Origin of the sequence: Nocardioides ginsengisegetis (assembly GCF_014138045.1) — a bacterium.
Taxonomy (GTDB): Bacteria; Actinomycetota; Actinomycetes; order Propionibacteriales; family Nocardioidaceae; genus Nocardioides; species Nocardioides ginsengisegetis.
Genome location: NZ_JACGXA010000004.1, coordinates 1 through 14,448, shown reverse-complemented (window position 1 = coordinate 14,448; position 14,448 = coordinate 1). Strand labels below are relative to the sequence as shown.

The following is a 14,448-nucleotide window of genomic DNA, read 5'->3' as shown; positions in this document are numbered from 1 at the left end:
ACGCGCTCCCACGGTTCAGCCGGTCTTTGATGTTCGTCACCTGGGCGACAACCTCGGGAACAGCCTTGATGTCCGGCGCCGAAACGATCTTGATGCCCGCACGCAACTGCGAGTCCGGCGTCAGGTACAGGTTCGCCATCATCTGATTCAACGACTTCCGGTCCTCCGTGCGCGCCTTCGGCTGCTCAGCCTCAGCGAACATGCGGACCGTGAACGCCACGTAATGCAGCGTGTGGGCGTCCTCCCAGATCTGCGCGACAGGCTCAGCCCACCACGACTCCCACAGCTCGAGCTCGCGCTCAGACGGCTCAACCAGAGGCCACACGGGGGCAGGCTTCTGACGACCCTCAGCGGGGAGCTTCGTCCAATCGCGCTTCTCGCTGCGCGCAGAGTTCGGGTCCGGCGCAGGGCCAGAGTGTGAGCGCGCACCACCGCGAGGCATTACTGAGACTCCGTGTCGGCCGTGAATGTCAACTCAACGAAGCCCAGGCGCGTATCGCGGGTGTCGGTCAACTGAGGCGGCGACGACAGGCGCCGGTTGCGCTCGGCAGCCAACTCCTTCATCGCAGCCTCGGCCGCGTCCATCGCTTCCTTCACGAAGTCGGGGCGCTGCGGGAACTGAGCAGCAACCTCGCTGTCGACATGCAGGGATGCGGTGACCTGAGTCATCTGTCCTCCTCGACGGCATCGCGCCGCGCCGGGGTGCCGCACAGCATCGCGCTATGCGTCTGGTGATATGTAGGCGACCCTATGAACCCGCCGCGCCGTTGCCAGCCCTCCCCCGCGGTCCCTTACATCAGGGCTCGTCGGCCCCACCCCCCACCCCTATATCACCAGGTGATATGAAGGGTTGCCTTACCTGCCGGAGGTTGCGAGGTTGCAGGCGGGACACTCAGGCCCGCGGTATCTCGACCTGTCGTGGTCGTCGTGTCCGAGGTGCCAGGCGTTCGGGTCGATCGGCTTCGTGCAGCGCCAGCAGGTGTACGTGTGGCCCTGGTCCATGCGCTGCTGGTACGAGGCGCGTAGGCGGTCGTGTGTGGCGTCGTAGCCACGTTGCTGCCTTGTTCCTCGGGCCTTGTCCTTGGCTCGAGCGCAGGCAGGGCATCGGCTCGTGTTGGTGAGCTCGGGGCAGTCGAGGCAGACGCGTAGTGCCACGCCTACTCCTCGGTAGTGCTACAAGGTGCGCTCAACTAGGACGACGGACCATTGTTGGTGTGCTTGCCCCGTGTTGGCGGCTCATGGTTGTTGGTGTCCGGTCTCGTGGTTGAGCGGGTCTGGGTTGGCCGCACAGGTTGCGGCGTGTTGGGTGTTGAGGCTGGGGACGACTGACCAGTGACCGCACCAGGGGCAGCGGTAGGTGTCGTCCAATCAGGTCACAGCCTTCACCGGGTTGGGTGTTAGGGATCTGCCTAAAGCGAGCAGCCGCAGGACCACTCGCCACACAAGGGGCAGCCCTCAGTTGGCACGGGTCTCGCGCTTGGCGATCTCCCGCTCGATGTACCACTTGGCCTTGCGGAGATCCTCGATGGCGTCGAGCTTGAGGTCGCAGCGCCAGATGTACTTGACGGCGTTCCCGAGGTTGAAGCCCATGTGCTCGGTGATCTGGATGCACTCGATGCCACTTGGGTGTCCTGTGTAGTGCGTCGGGTGCTCAACGGGGTCAGGCTTCGGCGTGCTCACAGGAACGCCATGTCTGACCAGCCGAGCGGCGCGTGCTCACCCACGAGGTAGGCGAGGATGCCGGAGCGTGAGTAGCGGCCCGTCATGTCGGTCAGCCACTTGCTGCCGCCGTCGAGCGAGGGCGCTTGGAAGACTGAGCACGAGCCCATGTCCCAGGCGGCGAAGTGGTGGCGGTGTGCGGTCTGCCAGATGCGTGCAGCGTGCGCCTGGTGGTCGCCGCGGACTTGGCCGTTGAGCCACTTCTCGAAGCCGGACGCGTCGTTGCCGGGGATCTTGTGGCCGTGGTTGAACGCCATCGGGACACCTGCGACGTCGGCGTAGACGTTCATCTCGTCGTGCGGGATTGTCCATTCGACGTGGGCGAACTCGGGTCGATCGAGCACCCTGCGCAGGGTCTCAGCGAGGAAGCCGCCTGCGTTGTCGCTGTCGCTGGTCTGGGACTTCGCCGCACCCATGCGGCCGAACTCGCCGTGGTTGCACAGCACCGACACGAACCGGGCCTTGTCGAAGCGCGGGAACAGGTGCCGTGCGTACTGCTCCCACACGTCGAGCACGAAGTTCATCTGGCCGCGGTGGTTTAGCTCAACCGTGAACAACTGGGCGGCGTAGTTGCCGGCGCAATTCTCCATCGGGTCGCCATTGTTGACCAGCACAACCTCGGAGACGTTGTAGTCGCCGGCCATGCGATCAAGCCAGCGGTCTACGTTCTCGAGGCCGTCGTGAAGCCGCTGCTGAGTTGCTGCGACGCCGCCACCCTCGGACTTGCCGCCCTGAATGTCAGCGAGGTTGATGACCGCGGCGACGCTACCGTTTCGGGTGGTCGTGCGCTCCCGCTTCGGGATCTTCCACTTCGCGACGGCCTTGCGACGCTCAGTGATCTCATCATCGGAGAGCCGCGCCTTGGGCTTGCGCTTGAAGCGGGCGCCGTAGGAGTAGAGCTGGACGATGTCGCGGGTGCCGTCCTCGAGCGCCTTGGACTGCTGCCACGTCGTCATTCGGACCGTGTCGTCGACAACCTCGAACTCAGTGGCGTCGAGCTGGAAGATGCGGAATACGCGCGACCAGTCACCGGACTTGATCGGCGCGTCCAACTGCACGTCGGTGAACTCGCCACCCTCGGGCGTGACCTCAACGCGGCCCTTGTTCGCCAGGTGCTCGCGTTCGATCGTGCCGACGCGGCGGGCAGTGTCGGCGATGCTCACCGCAGCATCTCCCGCGCACCACAGCGGCCCCGTGCGTGACGGGATAGCGCGTCTGGGTGGAGCAGGAGTGGAGTGTCCGGGTCGGCCGCGACCATGTCGCTGATGGCCGTGTACTTGAGGCCAGGGTTCGCGAGCAGTGACCGGAGCCCTGCGGCTTCGGCGGTGGGGATGCCTGCGAGCGCATGGCAGACCTGACAAGTCCTGTGTGGCAGTTCGGCATTGACGGTCGCTGCGAGTTCGGAGAGTGCCACGACGGGGCTCCTGTGGGTCGGCGGGCGCTCAGGCGTCCCGCGGATCGGTATTCAGTTGTCCGAGAGGGTGATGTTCTCGGGGATCGTGGGCTGCTCGGTCTCACGCGCCGGCAAGGTCCATTCGGGCGTCTCGGGCAGGTCGTCGCGGACTATCACGACGCGACCTGTGCCTCTAGCGCGACGATCTCCAGCAGCTCGGCGTGGTCGTCGAGCAGGTCATCGATTTGGCAGCGGAGTCGAAACCTGTCACGCGCGGAGTCGAACCCGCGATCCGGTAGCGCGGCGTGTTCGGCCATTGCGTGCCGAACCATCGCCTCGATCGCTTCGGCTTGCTCGGTGGGCGTTGGGTCGGACATGACTCACAAGTCCCGGTCCGGGCAGTCGTAGTCCAGCGGCGCCGGTTCGGGCTGCGTGAATCCGATCGGATACGTCGTGCAACTGCCTTGGTCGTCGGACTCGTAGACAGTCTCGGCAGCGGTCTCGATCGCGAAGTCGATCAGGTCGAGGCCGAGGAAGCGAAGGGTGAATCGCATCGGAAACCCCCTGAACTACCGCCGCGCTCCATCGGCGCCGGGTGCGCGGTGGCAGCAGGGTTTTTGGCCGTTCCTCGATCTCCCCAACGGCGCAAGGTCTGGATATGCCAAACGCCCCAGGCCGGTGAGGACTTGGGGCGTTTTTGGGATGGGCGTATCGCCCAACCCGAGTGTGACACATGCACAACCATTGGCGCAAGTCAACTCTTGATCTTTGTTACGTGTCGGGGACAATCCCGCGCGCGAGGCTCACGATGCCTCCTTGGCGAGCAGGTCGATGGCGTCCCCGATGCGATACAGCGGCTTCTGCCCGTGGTGTCCCTTGGCGACAATCCGGCCGCGCTCGGCCCACTTGCGGATGCGTGCTGCGTTGAGGGGTAGTGCGCCGAGCCAGGACACTGACCGGGCGAGGGTGGCGGCATCGGCTAGCCTGTCCTCAGCGGCCTCAAGGAGCCACTTCCGACGCTCGGCCACGTCGTAGCTTGCCGAGCACACGCCGCAGGAGACGTTGCCCTTTGCGGAGAGGGCGTACAGGTCGGCACCACATTCGACGCCTTCGGTCTCCTGGTTGCAGGGGCCGGCGTACCACTTGTCGGGGGCCACGTCGATGACGCGACGACAGTGGGCGACGGCCGAGGTGATCTCCTCGACGGCATCGGAGCCGATCTCGTTGAGGGTCAGCCCGTCGACCCGCCAGAGTAGCCAGCCGGACAGGGCGGGGAGGTCGTCGTCGGGCAGCCCGGGGTAGGGCGAGGAGTTCCTGACCCCCTCAGCCTCACAGAACAGCGCCCATGAGACGAGCAGGGCTCTGAGGTCTCCCCGAGCCTCACTGGCGCCCCATTGGACGGGAGAGGGGCGTTCTGAGGGCTTCTTGCCGCCACTACTGCCTCCGACGCCGCGGTAGTCGACGCCTCTCTGGCGCGTGATGGTGGTTTCGAGCTCCTCGGCCAACCAGGTCACGTCACCGAGGGCGCGGGCGAGTTCGTCCCCGCAGGTGTCGCACACGTAGGCGGCGTCTCGGGTTGGTCGTCCGCACTTGCACTCGCTGTTCACGCCGCCTCCTGGTCTTCAATGATGTTGACGGCGTACACGACGACCGCTCCCTTGGTCTTCACAAGAACGTCAGCCATCGCGACGGCCCTCTCTTCGTCTGCGTAGTCGATCCAGTCGTCGGCGGTTGCTCCGGGCCAGGCGACGCGGAATCGTTGGTGGCCGTGTGGGGCTGTGAGTCGGGCGCGGTGGGTGTCGGGTCCGGTCGCGGGCTCGTCGGCGCTCCCTGGACGTGGACGACACGGGAGGCGCACTCGTGCGCAACTGGCAGTAGTCCGCCGTCGGCGTGCCGAGCTTGACCAGCACGGGGCTCGGGTTGCCGCACATGCCGGGCTCGATCTGGCGACATCCGGCGTGCTGCTCATCGAATGACCCCTGGCGTCTGCTGACGGCAAACGTGTCTCCGCTCGCCCTGAACGTCGCCCCACAGCGGCACGTCTCGTTGATGCTCACGGTGCTCACGGCTGGTCTCCAGGAGTCTCGGGGGCCACGCATCCGGGGCAGTCGAGGTTGTCGGTTGGTCCGTGGTTGTCGAAGTCGTGCGATCCGCGGTGGGCGGGAGGTCGCCAGCCGGCCGCGATGAGCGCCCCCACGACCTCCTCGGCACTAGGACCGTCGCCCGCTGCCCAGCCATAGCCGTCGGGGTCAAGGCGTTCGAAGGCGTGCTCGATGCCCAGCGTCCTGAGGTCGTCCTCGCGCTCACTCATCTGCTGCTCCTGTCGTGGTGCCGGTCTCGGTGGTGGTGGGGGTTGGGTGCGTTTCGGGGCTTATGCGCCGCTCGGCAATCTCCTGCTCGTGGAGGTAGGCCACGATCTCGTCGGCCTCGGCCTGCTCGGCCGGGGTCATGTCGATGACTGGGTCACGAGGAGGTCGACCGCCGACCCACCACGCCTCGATCTGGTCGGCGCTGCGCCACTCCGCACCCTCGTTGGCCAGGGTGAACCTGTGGCTGTCGGTCCGGACCATCCACAGGTCGAGCTCGTCGGGCAGCAGCGTCAGGCCGAGCGCGGAGGCCGGCGTCTCCCCGTAACAGATGTGGGGCGGGGACCACTCGGGGAAGGTGTTCGACGGAGATCCGGGGCGTAGGCCTTCGCGCTCGATGCTGATCCGATTCCTGGCTGGCGACCAGTGGTAGAGGAATGCTGGGACGTCGCGCTGAGGCCGCTCGCCCTTCTTCCAGCCGATGCCGCCGAAGACGCACTGGTCGTCCTCGTGGATGCGCCGGGCGCACTGGAGTGTGTCGTGCGGGTCGATCGACGGGCAGCGGGCGGGCTGGTCCGGGTTCGGCTTCGTCGAATTGCCGAGGCGCTCGGCCTCCTGGCCGTCGGCGGCGCTGACTGATGGGCTCATGTCAGCAACTCCTTCACGGAGTCGATGCGAGTGCCGGTCAGGCGGAACTCCATGCACTCCGCAGCACCGTCGGCGTTCAGTCTCTCGACGGCCTCGAGCGCCTTGTTGGTCGGCGTGGTTGGGTCGAGGTGGCGGTACGGGGACCAAGTCGGCCCGTCAGCAGGGTGGTCCTCGTCTGTACAACGGAACTCGATGTCCAGCACGTAGTCGCTCGTGCGCAGCAGGATCTCAGGCTCGTCGCCGCTCATCGGCCCCCCTCGGGTCCGGTCGGGGCGGCGAACCTGCCTCGGCAGACGACGACCTTGCCGTCGTTGAACTCGGGGCGCTGGAACGTGTGCGTCATGTCCCACCCGCCTGACACGAGGTCCACGAACTGCTCGACGGGCAACGTGATGGGGCAGGACTGGCAGGCGACTCGGGTGCTCACGTGGTGCTCCTCGGCTCGTAGGTGCGGACGGATTCGGTGATGACACACGCGGTGTGGCCGGTCGCGTCGGCGTGGCGCTGGGCCCACATGCGGTGGGCGTCGGTGCTGGCAGGCGGCGCGCTGCACTCAGCGCCGCACGCCGGACAGTGGCCGTCGCTTCGGCGGGACCCTCGGCCTCGCTCAGCCACGGTCGCCCTCCTCGGGTCCGGTCGGGGCGGGGCTTATGCGCCGCTCGGTGTAGTGCTTGCGGAGCCACTCGACGGGCGCAACGAGCGGCCTACCTCCCGTGACTGGATGTGCTCGCACGGTCAGTTCTGCCGAGTCGCCGAGGGCGGAGTACATCCACACGCGTTCAATCCGAACGACTTCACGCCCTGGAGGGTTGCGCCTCCATGTCGAGCCGATGAGCACGGACTCAGCCACGGTCGGCCTCCTCGTTCGTGTCGGGGCTTATGCGCCGCTCGGGCTCGTACTCCGGCGTCGGGCACGGGTCTGTGAGGCCATCAATAGGCGTCGGCGGGAGGGTGGCGACTCGCTGTCGGCAGTGTCGCCACGCCGTCCCCTTCTGCGCGCTCGGGAACGAGGCATCGCGGTCCACATGCATCAGCCGCTCGCCGAGTACGTAGTTGATGACCCGGAGGGTCTGGTTGCAGTTCAGGCAGCGGTCGTCAGCCACGGTCGGCCTCCTCGGGTCCGGTTGGGGCGGGGCAGGTGCGGCGCGGTAAGGGTTGGAGTCCCCGCCCTCGTAGCTTGCTCCGGGCTGGTTGTAGCCGACGCCCGCAATCTCCTCGCAGTGGGCGACACCCTCATCCCAGGCAATCTCAGCGGCGACCCGCTCTCGCTCGGCGATGATGCGCTCGACGGCCACCTTCAGCGCATCGCAGGCGTCGTCCGAGTGCTCTCCTGCGGCGCGGCAGATCGCGTTCCACTCGGCGTCGGTCAACGGCTCAATGTCGACGTTCTGCGGCGTCTCAGCCATGCGCGTGCTCCTCGGTGTGGTCGGTGCTAGCGGATGTGGTCTCAAGGTCGGGCGCGGTGGTGGGGTGGCGGGTCACTGGTCGCCTCCTGCCGGGTAGTCGCGGTCGAAGCGGGTGGTCAGGAACTCGACCCAACCCATGTCCCCGACGCGCATGGCCTTCGCGATCAGGTCCTCGTACTCCTCGCGGCTGCGCTTGGTGCGCTTGGCGTCAGGCATCGGGCACGTCCTGACCGATGTGGCCGAGCTCGCGAACGTCGCGCACCATGCCCTCAATCTCGGGCGGCGCGGTGAGGGTGCCGTCCGCGATCTCCTTGTGCATCGCGCCGAGCCAACGCTGGTAGCCGCGCACGTCATCAGGGTCGAGTCCTGCGGGCGGCTCAATCGGGCCATAGTCTGCGACCCGCTTGTTGCGGATGCGCTTCACCTCAGCCTTGACGGCTGTTGGTGCGCACCAATGCTCGCCACGCTCGGCGAGGTTCAGCACCGCCTTGCGGCAGTCAGTGGCTGGGTACTCGCGCAACGTCTCAGCAAGCGCATCGGCGGTGAACTCGTCGATCGGCTGCTGGGGGAAGTGCGCCCGCATGTAGCGCGCCAGGTCGACGGCCTCGCGGGGGTTCATCGCTCGGCCCCGATCTCGCGAGCCTCAGCGCGGGCGTAGGCGCGCTCCCACATCTCGGCTTCGGCGGCCTGTCGCGGGGTGGCGGCGCTCTTGCGCTGCGCTTGGAGCCGGAGGGTGTCGTACTTCTCGCGGAGGGTCGGCAGGCTGAGGATGTTGGCCCGCCAGAACTCGTCGCGCTGGCACCACTCGATCGCGCCGTGGATCTCGTCGGCGCTGCGTCCGTCCTTGTCGAGCATGAGGCGGGCGGCAGAACGCCACCTGGTGGTGATGGTTGGTCGCTTGCTGCCGTTGGCCTCGATGGCTCCGGCGAGGTGTTCGCAGATGCCATCAACGTCGGGTCGTTGGTCGTTCACGAGAGCGAGTGACTTCGGCGCGTCGGCGACGTCAGTCGCGGACTCTCCGTTCCCTTCCCCTTCCATTTCCCCTTCCCTTCCCTTCCTTTCCCACGTTGAGGGCTCAGTGATTCCTCCGTGATTAATCACTGAGTTGTCAGTGGGGAGTACGTGACCGCTCCCGCCGCCCTCATGGATCGGGCACGGGGGGCTCTTGGCGGGGGTGGGGCGGTTGATCTTCTGGTGGTGCCACTTCGGCATGTGCAGGTAGTTGCGGTTCTCGACGACGTAGCGGCAGATCCCGCTGATTGCGGCCAGCAGGTCGAGGTCGTGGGCGACGTCGGCCAGGGTCACGTCGTCGTCGAGGGGGTAGAGCGCGGCCTTGATGAGTCGGGCGTCGTCGCGAGCTCGGCCCTTGTCGTCGGCGTAGGTCCAGAGGCCGGCGAATGTCCAGCGGGTGCCACGGGGCACGGACGACAGGGATTCGCTCAGGAACGCGTCGGGCTTGATGGTGCGGATGCGCGGCACTAGACCCACCCCTCGATCTGATCCAGGGGCGCGATGCACCAGTCGTGGTGCAAGTCGCTGGTGATGTCCTCGCCACAGTTGGGGCAAGGAGGTACGTCGTCGTGCGCGCCGGGGGTTGGTGGTGGCAAGATAGCCATCAGCCGATCACTCTCCTTTGGTGCTGATCGGTAGGCCCGGCCGGAGGTACCAACTCCGCGTCCGGGCCGTCTTCATCTGTGGCCCCATTTTCCCATAGCACAGGCGGAATCCCCAGTGGACAGTGGGGGGTGGGGTGCGCGTGTCGGCCCATCACGACGCAGCCCTCTTCTCCTGCTCGAAGTCCGCTGCCATCGCCCGCCGACGTCGCGCGCAGGTCGCTTCTGAGTCGTCCCAGTCGGTGAGCGCGTCGGGTGCGCTCGCGGGGTGGTGGTCGGCGGGTGTGCGCCACCAGGGAGAGCGGTAACGCTCGGCGGTGAGCGCGGCCAGCAGCTCGCGGATCTTGTCGCCGTCGTCCTCGAACTGCCCGCTCACGCCGCCTCCCGCTGAGACTCGGCCCACCTGCGGTCAGCCACACGTCGCTTGCTCGCTCGAGCGCGTGCCCGGTGCTCCTCTGGTCGGCAGGTGTCGCAGTAGGAAGCGCGGTAGGACGGCTCGCGTCCACAACGGCACAGACGGGGTGCGCGTCCGGCGTGGTCCTTGGTGCGACTGCCGCCGATGGTCCGGCAAGACTGGTAGATGGTGGCAAAACAGACGTAGCAGGCGATCGGGTCTTCCTTGACGGGCGGTGCGTCAACCCACACGAGCACGCGGGTCTTCGGGTCGAGTCGCCATTCGCCGTGGGTGAGAGTGGATGGGGATTCGTCGCGGTCCCAGTGGCGGGTCATGCCGTGGTCTCCTTCTTCTTGTCGCGGGCGCGCTGGCTGCATTCGGACCAGTAGCGGCGGCGGTGTGGGTCGCAGCGGCCTTGGCTGGTGGCTGGTCGGTCGCAGTCGCGGCAGATCGTGTGGGCTTCGAGCTCGTTGAGGTGCTGGGCGTAGGCGCGTCTGGCCTTGTCGATGGCGTTGGTCCAGCCGTTGAGGTCGGCGGCCAGGGTGGCGAGGTTGGCGGCGATGGTCACTGGTAGCCCGCCTCTCCGAGCAGCCGCAGGAAGGTCGCGCCGTCCATGACGACGTAGCCGGCGAGCGGGTCGGTCTTGCCCTTGCGCTTCAACCAGGCGACACCGATGGGTGCGGAGGCGTTGACGGCCTCATGGTTGGCTTCGTCGACAGCTTCGGCGAGCGCATACCCCTTGGTGTTCTTCGCTTCGATGACGACGCCGGGGATGCCGGCTATGTCACCCTTGTCGGCGGCTCCCGCTAGGCGTCGGCGTTCAGCGTGGGGCCATCCGTAGGCGACGAGCGCGCCGACGATCGCCGTCTCCCATGCGGTGCCGGCCTTCTTGGCGGTGGCGCGGTTGCGAGTCACTAGCTCGCCTCCGCGATCCGCGCCCGATACCGCCGCGCCGCTTCACGCCTGCACGTCCGGCATTGGCGGGCGCCGTTGTAGACGTAGGTGTTTTCGGGCGTGTATGAGTGCCCCACCGGGCAAGTCGTCTTACTGGGGCTGCGAGCTCCGCGGTCGAGATTCTCCTCATTGGTGACGGGCTCCATGTGTTCTGGATTGACACACGCCCGATTGCGACATAGGTGGTCGATCACCAATCCCTCGGGGATTGGCCCGACCATTGCTTCATAGACCAAGCGGTGTGCCTTCTTGCCGCGGAGCTGGCCGTAGCCATACCTAGTGATGTGGCCCTTCCAGATCCAGCAACCTTTGGTCTTCTCAAACCAGCTATCTAGTGGGCTGGCCGGAGTGCGCGGGACATAGCCCCTAGTCGCCCGTTCGTAGTGGAGCCGACAAAGGCCCCTAGCCATCGATGGCTGCGCACAGCCTTCCGTTGAGCAGGTCTTCACCCGCCCCACCCCGCAACCACCAGCGCCGTCCTGAACGCCTTCACCTCGACGAGCAGCGGCCACACGGCAGCGACCGCGACCAGGGCGCGCATTAGGCGTCACCCGTCGGCTCGTCGTTGAGGTCGGCCACCCTCTGCTCGATCTGCTGGCGACGCTCGGGGCTGGAGTTGCGCCACATCGCCTTCAACTGGTCGACGTCGGTGCAGGCGGCGACCTCTTCGGCGGTGGGCTCGGGGGGTGCGGTGGGCGTGTCAGGCAGCGGTGTCACGGTGAAGTTGCCGCGCTTGCCCCTGGTGATCGTCAGGTTCGCGGTCCTCGGGCCGTCGATGTGGGAGAGCCGAGAGACCCTGATTCCGCCGACCTTGTCGCGGCCGAACGAGACCTCCGGGTCGCCGTACAGTTCGGCGCGGCGTCCAACCCACTCGGTAGCATCGTCGCCCCACGCGTCGACCAGTTGCTTGAGGACCGTGACGGCTGGTCGCCAGAAGCGCGTGTCGCCTTCGATGGCGATGTCGTACTGCTGCTCCTTGGTGCCGGCCTTGACTCCTGCGATGGTGACGATTCGCGTCACGCCGCCCAGGAAGTCTTCATAGTTGAGCTGGTCGGTCTTCTTTTCGATGGTGACGCGCATCAGTGCTCCAGGTGTCTGGCGTAGGGGTTGATGAGGGCCGAGCCGTCGCGGGATTCGCGCTCGGCGCTGTAGCACGCCCACTTGCCCTCGTCCCACGCCTCCGCCTTCTCCGCGTTGACGATGCGACACAGTTCCTCGGCGTCGTAGAGCGCGACGAACGGCGTCCCGTGCTCCATGAGGTCGCCCGCGTGACAGGTGCCGTCCGCGTTCATGTAGTGATGCGGCCTCGGTCGGATGGCCGAACGGTCTTCGACGTGCTTCATGCGAGCTTCAACTCCACTCGGTTGAAGTCGACCCGCTCCGTGGTGGGGAGGCCGACGATTGCTTGGGTGTAGGCCGCGCCCATTTCGGCGGCGGCCTTCTCGAACTGCTGGCAGGCTGCGGTGATGGCGTCGAACCAGGCGGGGTCGGGTGTGACGCGTTTGACCCAGAGGGGGAGGCCGCCGCAGTAGGACACAAAGTCGATCCACTTGCGGCCGGAGACGAGTAGCCCGGCCTGCAACTGCGGCATGTAGTGCGTCGGGACCTCGTTCGCCAGAATCGTGTTCAGGTGGGTCTTCTGGCGGGGCGACTTGATCTCGATCAGCCCGTCGTCAGCCACGAGGCCATCGGGCGAGTATCCGAGCGTCCAGTCGTCTTCGTCGCGGCGCATGAACCCGACCTCGACGGCCTGCTGGTAGTGGCCGGAGTAGAGGTCGCGGGCGATCGGCTCGGACTCGACACCTCGCCACATGTCGGGGCTCATGCCGGTTTCCTCGGTGTGGCCGGTGATGCGTTCGGCGACGAGGGTTGCGGTGATGCCTCGGGACACGTCGTTGGATGCGACCTTGAGCGTGGGGGTCAGTAGCTTGCCGACGGTCGAGGCGGTCACGATTCCTCGGCGAGCGTCATGCCACGGAGGCGTTCCCTGCTCAACGTCCAGGATGTGCAGCGTCATGCGACGTCCTCTCGGATCGGTTCGTTCTGGTGGTAGAGCCGGCAGCACCTGACGCACAGGGGGTCGGTGTGTTCGCAAGGGGCGGCGCAGGTCTGGCATGCCTCGCGGCAGCACATTGGGCAAGCGAGGTCGTCGTGGTCGTCGTAGGTGTTCACGCGCAGAACTCGCATCCGTAGCCGGTGGGGTAGGCGTGGTGTTCGCCGATCGCGGACAGGTCGCGGGCGCCGGTTGGCTTGACGAGGTTGGCTTCGATTGCCCCGCAGCCGGCGCAGGCGCCATAGACGCCGCTGAGTGGTTCGCGGGCGTCTTCCTCGGCCTGACAGATCTGGCATTGAGAGGGCCAGCAGTCTCCGTTGAGGTGGGCGTCGCTTTGAGCGGTCATGCGGTCTCACCCCACGCGTCCAGCTCGGCGCGCAACCGCTTGACGGCGAGTTCGGCGTAGATGGGTTCGGCGCAGGTGATGGCGACGGCCTGGTCGACAGCGGCGAACCATTCGTCGACTCGGCGCTCTGCGAAGTCGGCGTCGGACTCGGCCTGCCAGCGGTTGTCGCGGGCCTCGATGTAGACGAGGGCGCGGATGAGCAGCGAGGGGAGCGCGAACCCGACGGCGACGGCGATCAGGAACAGGGCGGCGTAGGTGTCGGGGCTCATGCGACACCACCAGAGAGCACCTTGACGGCGGCGATGTCCGCGTAGGAGGCCCATCGGTCGGGGTCGTGGACGCTGACCCACGGATCGGTGTGGGTGCTGCACTTCGGGTCGGTGAGGTTTACCCAGAGGCGACCCTTCTCGTCCACGACCACGGCGCCGAGTCCGGTCGGTTCCTCGGGCTTCGGCGGGGTCGGGTTGGCGAACTCGCGAAGGGCGGCCTGCGCAAGTTCCGTACTGGTCGGCCCGGTCCCATCGATGCGGGTGTCGTTGAAAGCGCCGTCAACCAAGTTGCACAGCCGTTCGACCTGTTCGCGGTTCTCGGGGTCGATGACGACGAGGGGGCGGGCGTCCGTAAGGTCGCCGCCGATGCCGTCGCGCTCGGCGAACCAGCCATCCTCTGGCGAACCAGAGAAGCGGATCGCGCGGCCACTCTCGCCGGACTGGTTCGTCACTATCGCCACGTCGCCCGGCTTCCACTCGCGGCTCATTCGTCCGCTCCCGACGCGCAGGACGCGTGGATCCACCCGTCGCCCTGCGGAACCACCCGCTGGTTGACGAGGATCGGGTCGGGGCAGCGGACACAGTCGCCGTCGTGGAGTGCGGAGACGCCCACGAGGTGACGCAGCTGGCTCTCGGGGAGTCGGTAGGTCCGGCGCTTCATGCGGCACCGCCGGTGAGGTCGACCTGCTCGGAGTGCTTGAACTTGTGGGTCAGTCCGCACTCGCGGCACCCGCCGGAGTAGATGACGTAGAACTCGCCATCTTCATCGAGGCCCATCTCGTAGTCCTCGCGAAGCGTGTACTGGATGGGCTCGGCCCGCTTTGCCTCTAGGCGGGCTCGCGCGTCATCGAACTTCTCGACCGACACCTTCCCGTAGGTCTCGGCGACTGCCCGCTCGGTGTTGGCGATGTCGCGCTCGCGGGACACCTTGCACTGCGGGCAGACGCCCCAGTTGTCGGCGCTCATGCCGCCACGACCTTCCGCGGCGTCGTGTAGGTCCGCCCGTTGTAGTCGAGGAAGTAGGCGTCGGCGGTGCACTCGATGACAGCGCCGTGGATCGTGGTCGCCAGGGACTCGAACTTGCTGCGGGACACGAGGGTTGCAGGCCGGGTTGGCTCATCGGACGGCTCGTGGTTCATGCCGCACCAGCCAGCGACTTCGGGGCCTCGTCGCCCTTGATGGTGACCTTGAACATCTGCTGCGCGGCAGAGTGGAAGACGATGACGCCCTCGGGATCGAAGAAGCCGGGAGCAGCGACTGAGCCGAGCTGATCGAGGCGATCGATCTGGTCCTCGACCGCGTGCTGAGAGAATGCGCCCTGGTAGAGCACTGGAACGAGGCCCATGC

Annotated in this window: 29 protein-coding genes; all 29 read right to left on the bottom strand. The window is 66.8% G+C overall.

Translation table 11 applies throughout. The features are described 5' to 3' along the window. A partial coding sequence (locus tag FB382_RS21670; protein WP_460717017.1) for a phage terminase small subunit occupies window positions 1-442 on the bottom strand: 442 nt, incomplete at its 3' end. After that, a complete protein-coding gene (locus tag FB382_RS21665) occupies window positions 442-669 on the bottom strand; it encodes a hypothetical protein (protein WP_182542035.1) in 228 nt (75 codons plus the stop codon). The genes FB382_RS21665 and FB382_RS21670, both read right to left, overlap by 1 nt. Window positions 670-1,455: 786 nt before the next feature. Next, window positions 1,456-1,680 carry a DUF3310 domain-containing protein gene (locus tag FB382_RS21660; RefSeq protein WP_182542034.1) on the bottom strand — a complete coding sequence of 75 codons (225 nt, stop codon included), beginning with the start codon at window positions 1,678-1,680 and terminating at the stop codon, window positions 1,456-1,458. Then, a complete protein-coding gene (locus tag FB382_RS21655) occupies window positions 1,677-2,882 on the bottom strand; it encodes a hypothetical protein (RefSeq protein WP_182542033.1) in 1,206 nt (401 codons plus the stop codon). Before FB382_RS21655 ends, FB382_RS21660 begins: the two co-directional genes overlap by 4 nt. A gap of 403 nt (window positions 2,883-3,285) precedes the next feature. Then, a complete protein-coding gene (locus tag FB382_RS21650) occupies window positions 3,286-3,489 on the bottom strand; it encodes a hypothetical protein (RefSeq protein ID WP_182542032.1) in 204 nt (67 codons plus the stop codon). Between the two features lie 3 nt (window positions 3,490-3,492). Then, entirely contained in the window at window positions 3,493-3,666 is a 174-nt protein-coding gene (locus FB382_RS21645; protein WP_182542031.1) for a hypothetical protein, read from the bottom strand. 249 nt (window positions 3,667-3,915) lie between these two features. Continuing rightward, window positions 3,916-4,719 (bottom strand): hypothetical protein, encoded by an 804-nt coding sequence (locus tag FB382_RS21640; RefSeq protein ID WP_182541659.1) that lies wholly within the window; start codon window positions 4,717-4,719, stop codon window positions 3,916-3,918. Between the two features lie 455 nt (window positions 4,720-5,174). Beyond that, window positions 5,175-5,423, bottom strand: a complete 249-nt coding sequence (locus tag FB382_RS21635) for a hypothetical protein (RefSeq protein ID WP_182541658.1) — start codon at window positions 5,421-5,423, stop codon at window positions 5,175-5,177. Beyond that, window positions 5,416-6,066: a hypothetical protein gene (locus FB382_RS21630; RefSeq protein WP_182541657.1), complete on the bottom strand. Its 651-nt coding sequence runs from the start codon at window positions 6,064-6,066 to the stop codon at window positions 5,416-5,418. The genes FB382_RS21635 and FB382_RS21630 overlap by 8 nt, the downstream gene beginning before the upstream one ends. Then, entirely contained in the window at window positions 6,063-6,314 is a 252-nt protein-coding gene (locus tag FB382_RS21625; protein WP_182541656.1) for a hypothetical protein, read from the bottom strand. The genes FB382_RS21630 and FB382_RS21625 overlap by 4 nt, the downstream gene beginning before the upstream one ends. Then, window positions 6,311-6,493, bottom strand: coding sequence for a hypothetical protein (locus FB382_RS21620; protein WP_182541655.1), 183 nt, complete (start codon window positions 6,491-6,493; stop codon window positions 6,311-6,313). The genes FB382_RS21625 and FB382_RS21620 overlap by 4 nt, the downstream gene beginning before the upstream one ends. Before the next feature lie 415 nt (window positions 6,494-6,908). Next, on the bottom strand, window positions 6,909-7,472 hold the full coding sequence (locus FB382_RS21615) for a hypothetical protein (RefSeq protein ID WP_182541654.1): 564 nt from the start codon (window positions 7,470-7,472) through the stop codon (window positions 6,909-6,911). Between the two features lie 72 nt (window positions 7,473-7,544). Continuing rightward, window positions 7,545-7,688 (bottom strand): hypothetical protein, encoded by a 144-nt coding sequence (locus tag FB382_RS21610; RefSeq protein WP_182541653.1) that lies wholly within the window; start codon window positions 7,686-7,688, stop codon window positions 7,545-7,547. Continuing rightward, complete coding sequence (locus tag FB382_RS21605) at window positions 7,681-8,091, bottom strand: hypothetical protein (protein ID WP_182541652.1); 411 nt, start codon at window positions 8,089-8,091, stop codon at window positions 7,681-7,683. The genes FB382_RS21610 and FB382_RS21605 overlap by 8 nt, the downstream gene beginning before the upstream one ends. Next, window positions 8,088-8,951, bottom strand: coding sequence for a hypothetical protein (locus tag FB382_RS21600; protein WP_182541651.1), 864 nt, complete (start codon window positions 8,949-8,951; stop codon window positions 8,088-8,090). Before FB382_RS21600 ends, FB382_RS21605 begins: the two co-directional genes overlap by 4 nt. Window positions 8,952-9,239: 288 nt before the next feature. Next, a complete protein-coding gene (locus FB382_RS21595) occupies window positions 9,240-9,461 on the bottom strand; it encodes a hypothetical protein (RefSeq protein ID WP_182541650.1) in 222 nt (73 codons plus the stop codon). 349 nt (window positions 9,462-9,810) lie between these two features. Beyond that, window positions 9,811-10,047, bottom strand: a complete 237-nt coding sequence (locus FB382_RS21590) for a hypothetical protein (protein WP_182541649.1) — start codon at window positions 10,045-10,047, stop codon at window positions 9,811-9,813. Then, window positions 10,044-10,394, bottom strand: coding sequence for a hypothetical protein (locus FB382_RS21585; protein WP_182541648.1), 351 nt, complete (start codon window positions 10,392-10,394; stop codon window positions 10,044-10,046). The genes FB382_RS21590 and FB382_RS21585 overlap by 4 nt, the downstream gene beginning before the upstream one ends. Continuing rightward, complete coding sequence (locus FB382_RS23160; protein ID WP_182541661.1) at window positions 10,394-10,843, bottom strand: HNH endonuclease signature motif containing protein; 450 nt, start codon at window positions 10,841-10,843, stop codon at window positions 10,394-10,396. The genes FB382_RS21585 and FB382_RS23160 overlap by 1 nt, the downstream gene beginning before the upstream one ends. 130 nt (window positions 10,844-10,973) lie before the next feature. Continuing rightward, the gene (locus FB382_RS21575) at window positions 10,974-11,513 is read right to left on the bottom strand and encodes a hypothetical protein (RefSeq protein WP_182541647.1); all 540 of its coding nucleotides are present in this window, start codon (window positions 11,511-11,513) and stop codon (window positions 10,974-10,976) included. After that, window positions 11,513-11,725: a hypothetical protein gene (locus FB382_RS21570; protein ID WP_182541646.1), complete on the bottom strand. Its 213-nt coding sequence runs from the start codon at window positions 11,723-11,725 to the stop codon at window positions 11,513-11,515. Before FB382_RS21570 ends, FB382_RS21575 begins: the two co-directional genes overlap by 1 nt. A gap of 47 nt (window positions 11,726-11,772) precedes the next feature. Beyond that, window positions 11,773-12,450 (bottom strand): lambda exonuclease family protein, encoded by a 678-nt coding sequence (locus FB382_RS21565; protein WP_182541645.1) that lies wholly within the window; start codon window positions 12,448-12,450, stop codon window positions 11,773-11,775. A 151-nt stretch (window positions 12,451-12,601) separates the two neighbouring features. Further along, window positions 12,602-12,832, bottom strand: a complete 231-nt coding sequence (locus tag FB382_RS21560; protein ID WP_182541662.1) for a hypothetical protein — start codon at window positions 12,830-12,832, stop codon at window positions 12,602-12,604. Beyond that, a complete protein-coding gene (locus tag FB382_RS21555; RefSeq protein WP_182541644.1) occupies window positions 12,829-13,101 on the bottom strand; it encodes a hypothetical protein in 273 nt (90 codons plus the stop codon). The genes FB382_RS21560 and FB382_RS21555 overlap by 4 nt, the downstream gene beginning before the upstream one ends. Further along, a complete protein-coding gene (locus tag FB382_RS21550; protein WP_182541643.1) occupies window positions 13,098-13,589 on the bottom strand; it encodes a hypothetical protein in 492 nt (163 codons plus the stop codon). The genes FB382_RS21555 and FB382_RS21550 overlap by 4 nt, the downstream gene beginning before the upstream one ends. Continuing rightward, window positions 13,586-13,762, bottom strand: a complete 177-nt coding sequence (locus FB382_RS21545) for a hypothetical protein (protein ID WP_182541642.1) — start codon at window positions 13,760-13,762, stop codon at window positions 13,586-13,588. The genes FB382_RS21550 and FB382_RS21545 overlap by 4 nt, the downstream gene beginning before the upstream one ends. Beyond that, window positions 13,759-14,067, bottom strand: coding sequence for a hypothetical protein (locus FB382_RS21540; protein WP_182541641.1), 309 nt, complete (start codon window positions 14,065-14,067; stop codon window positions 13,759-13,761). The genes FB382_RS21545 and FB382_RS21540 overlap by 4 nt, the downstream gene beginning before the upstream one ends. Continuing rightward, window positions 14,064-14,195: a hypothetical protein gene (locus FB382_RS22720; protein ID WP_281380026.1), complete on the bottom strand. Its 132-nt coding sequence runs from the start codon at window positions 14,193-14,195 to the stop codon at window positions 14,064-14,066. The genes FB382_RS21540 and FB382_RS22720 overlap by 4 nt, the downstream gene beginning before the upstream one ends. Before the next feature lie 41 nt (window positions 14,196-14,236). Beyond that, window positions 14,237-14,448, bottom strand: a 212-nt coding sequence (locus FB382_RS21535) for a hypothetical protein (protein WP_220481993.1), incomplete at its 5' end; no start/stop codon positions are given.

Bases quoted from the DNA above. Each gene is read 5' to 3' on its own strand.
- FB382_RS21555 (WP_182541644.1), bottom strand. From the start codon at position 13,101: ATGAGCCCCGACACCTACGCCGCCCTGTTCCTGATCGCCGTCGCCGTC.
- FB382_RS21625 (WP_182541656.1), bottom strand. From the start codon at position 6,314: ATGAGCGGCGACGAGCCTGAGATCCTGCTGCGCACGAGCGACTACGTG.
- FB382_RS21540 (WP_182541641.1), bottom strand. From the start codon at position 14,067: ATGAGCGCCGACAACTGGGGCGTCTGCCCGCAGTGCAAGGTGTCCCGC.
- FB382_RS21550 (WP_182541643.1), bottom strand. From the start codon at position 13,589: ATGAGCCGCGAGTGGAAGCCGGGCGACGTGGCGATAGTGACGAACCAG.
- FB382_RS23160 (WP_182541661.1), bottom strand. From the start codon at position 10,843: ATGGCTAGGGGCCTTTGTCGGCTCCACTACGAACGGGCGACTAGGGGC.
- FB382_RS21630 (WP_182541657.1), bottom strand. From the start codon at position 6,066: ATGAGCCCATCAGTCAGCGCCGCCGACGGCCAGGAGGCCGAGCGCCTC.
- FB382_RS21635 (WP_182541658.1), bottom strand. From the start codon at position 5,423: ATGAGTGAGCGCGAGGACGACCTCAGGACGCTGGGCATCGAGCACGCC.
- FB382_RS21560 (WP_182541662.1), bottom strand. From the start codon at position 12,832: ATGACCGCTCAAAGCGACGCCCACCTCAACGGAGACTGCTGGCCCTCT.
- FB382_RS21570 (WP_182541646.1), bottom strand. From the start codon at position 11,725: ATGAACGCGGACGGCACCTGTCACGCGGGCGACCTCATGGAGCACGGG.
- FB382_RS21545 (WP_182541642.1), bottom strand. From the start codon at position 13,762: ATGAAGCGCCGGACCTACCGACTCCCCGAGAGCCAGCTGCGTCACCTC.
- FB382_RS21565 (WP_182541645.1), bottom strand. From the start codon at position 12,450: ATGACGCTGCACATCCTGGACGTTGAGCAGGGAACGCCTCCGTGGCAT.
- FB382_RS21650 (WP_182542032.1), bottom strand. From the start codon at position 3,489: ATGTCCGACCCAACGCCCACCGAGCAAGCCGAAGCGATCGAGGCGATG.
- FB382_RS21665 (WP_182542035.1), bottom strand. From the start codon at position 669: ATGACTCAGGTCACCGCATCCCTGCATGTCGACAGCGAGGTTGCTGCT.
- FB382_RS21575 (WP_182541647.1), bottom strand. From the start codon at position 11,513: ATGCGCGTCACCATCGAAAAGAAGACCGACCAGCTCAACTATGAAGAC.
- FB382_RS21615 (WP_182541654.1), bottom strand. From the start codon at position 7,472: ATGGCTGAGACGCCGCAGAACGTCGACATTGAGCCGTTGACCGACGCC.
- FB382_RS21645 (WP_182542031.1), bottom strand. From the start codon at position 3,666: ATGCGATTCACCCTTCGCTTCCTCGGCCTCGACCTGATCGACTTCGCG.
- FB382_RS21610 (WP_182541653.1), bottom strand. From the start codon at position 7,688: ATGCCTGACGCCAAGCGCACCAAGCGCAGCCGCGAGGAGTACGAGGAC.
- FB382_RS21605 (WP_182541652.1), bottom strand. From the start codon at position 8,091: ATGAACCCCCGCGAGGCCGTCGACCTGGCGCGCTACATGCGGGCGCAC.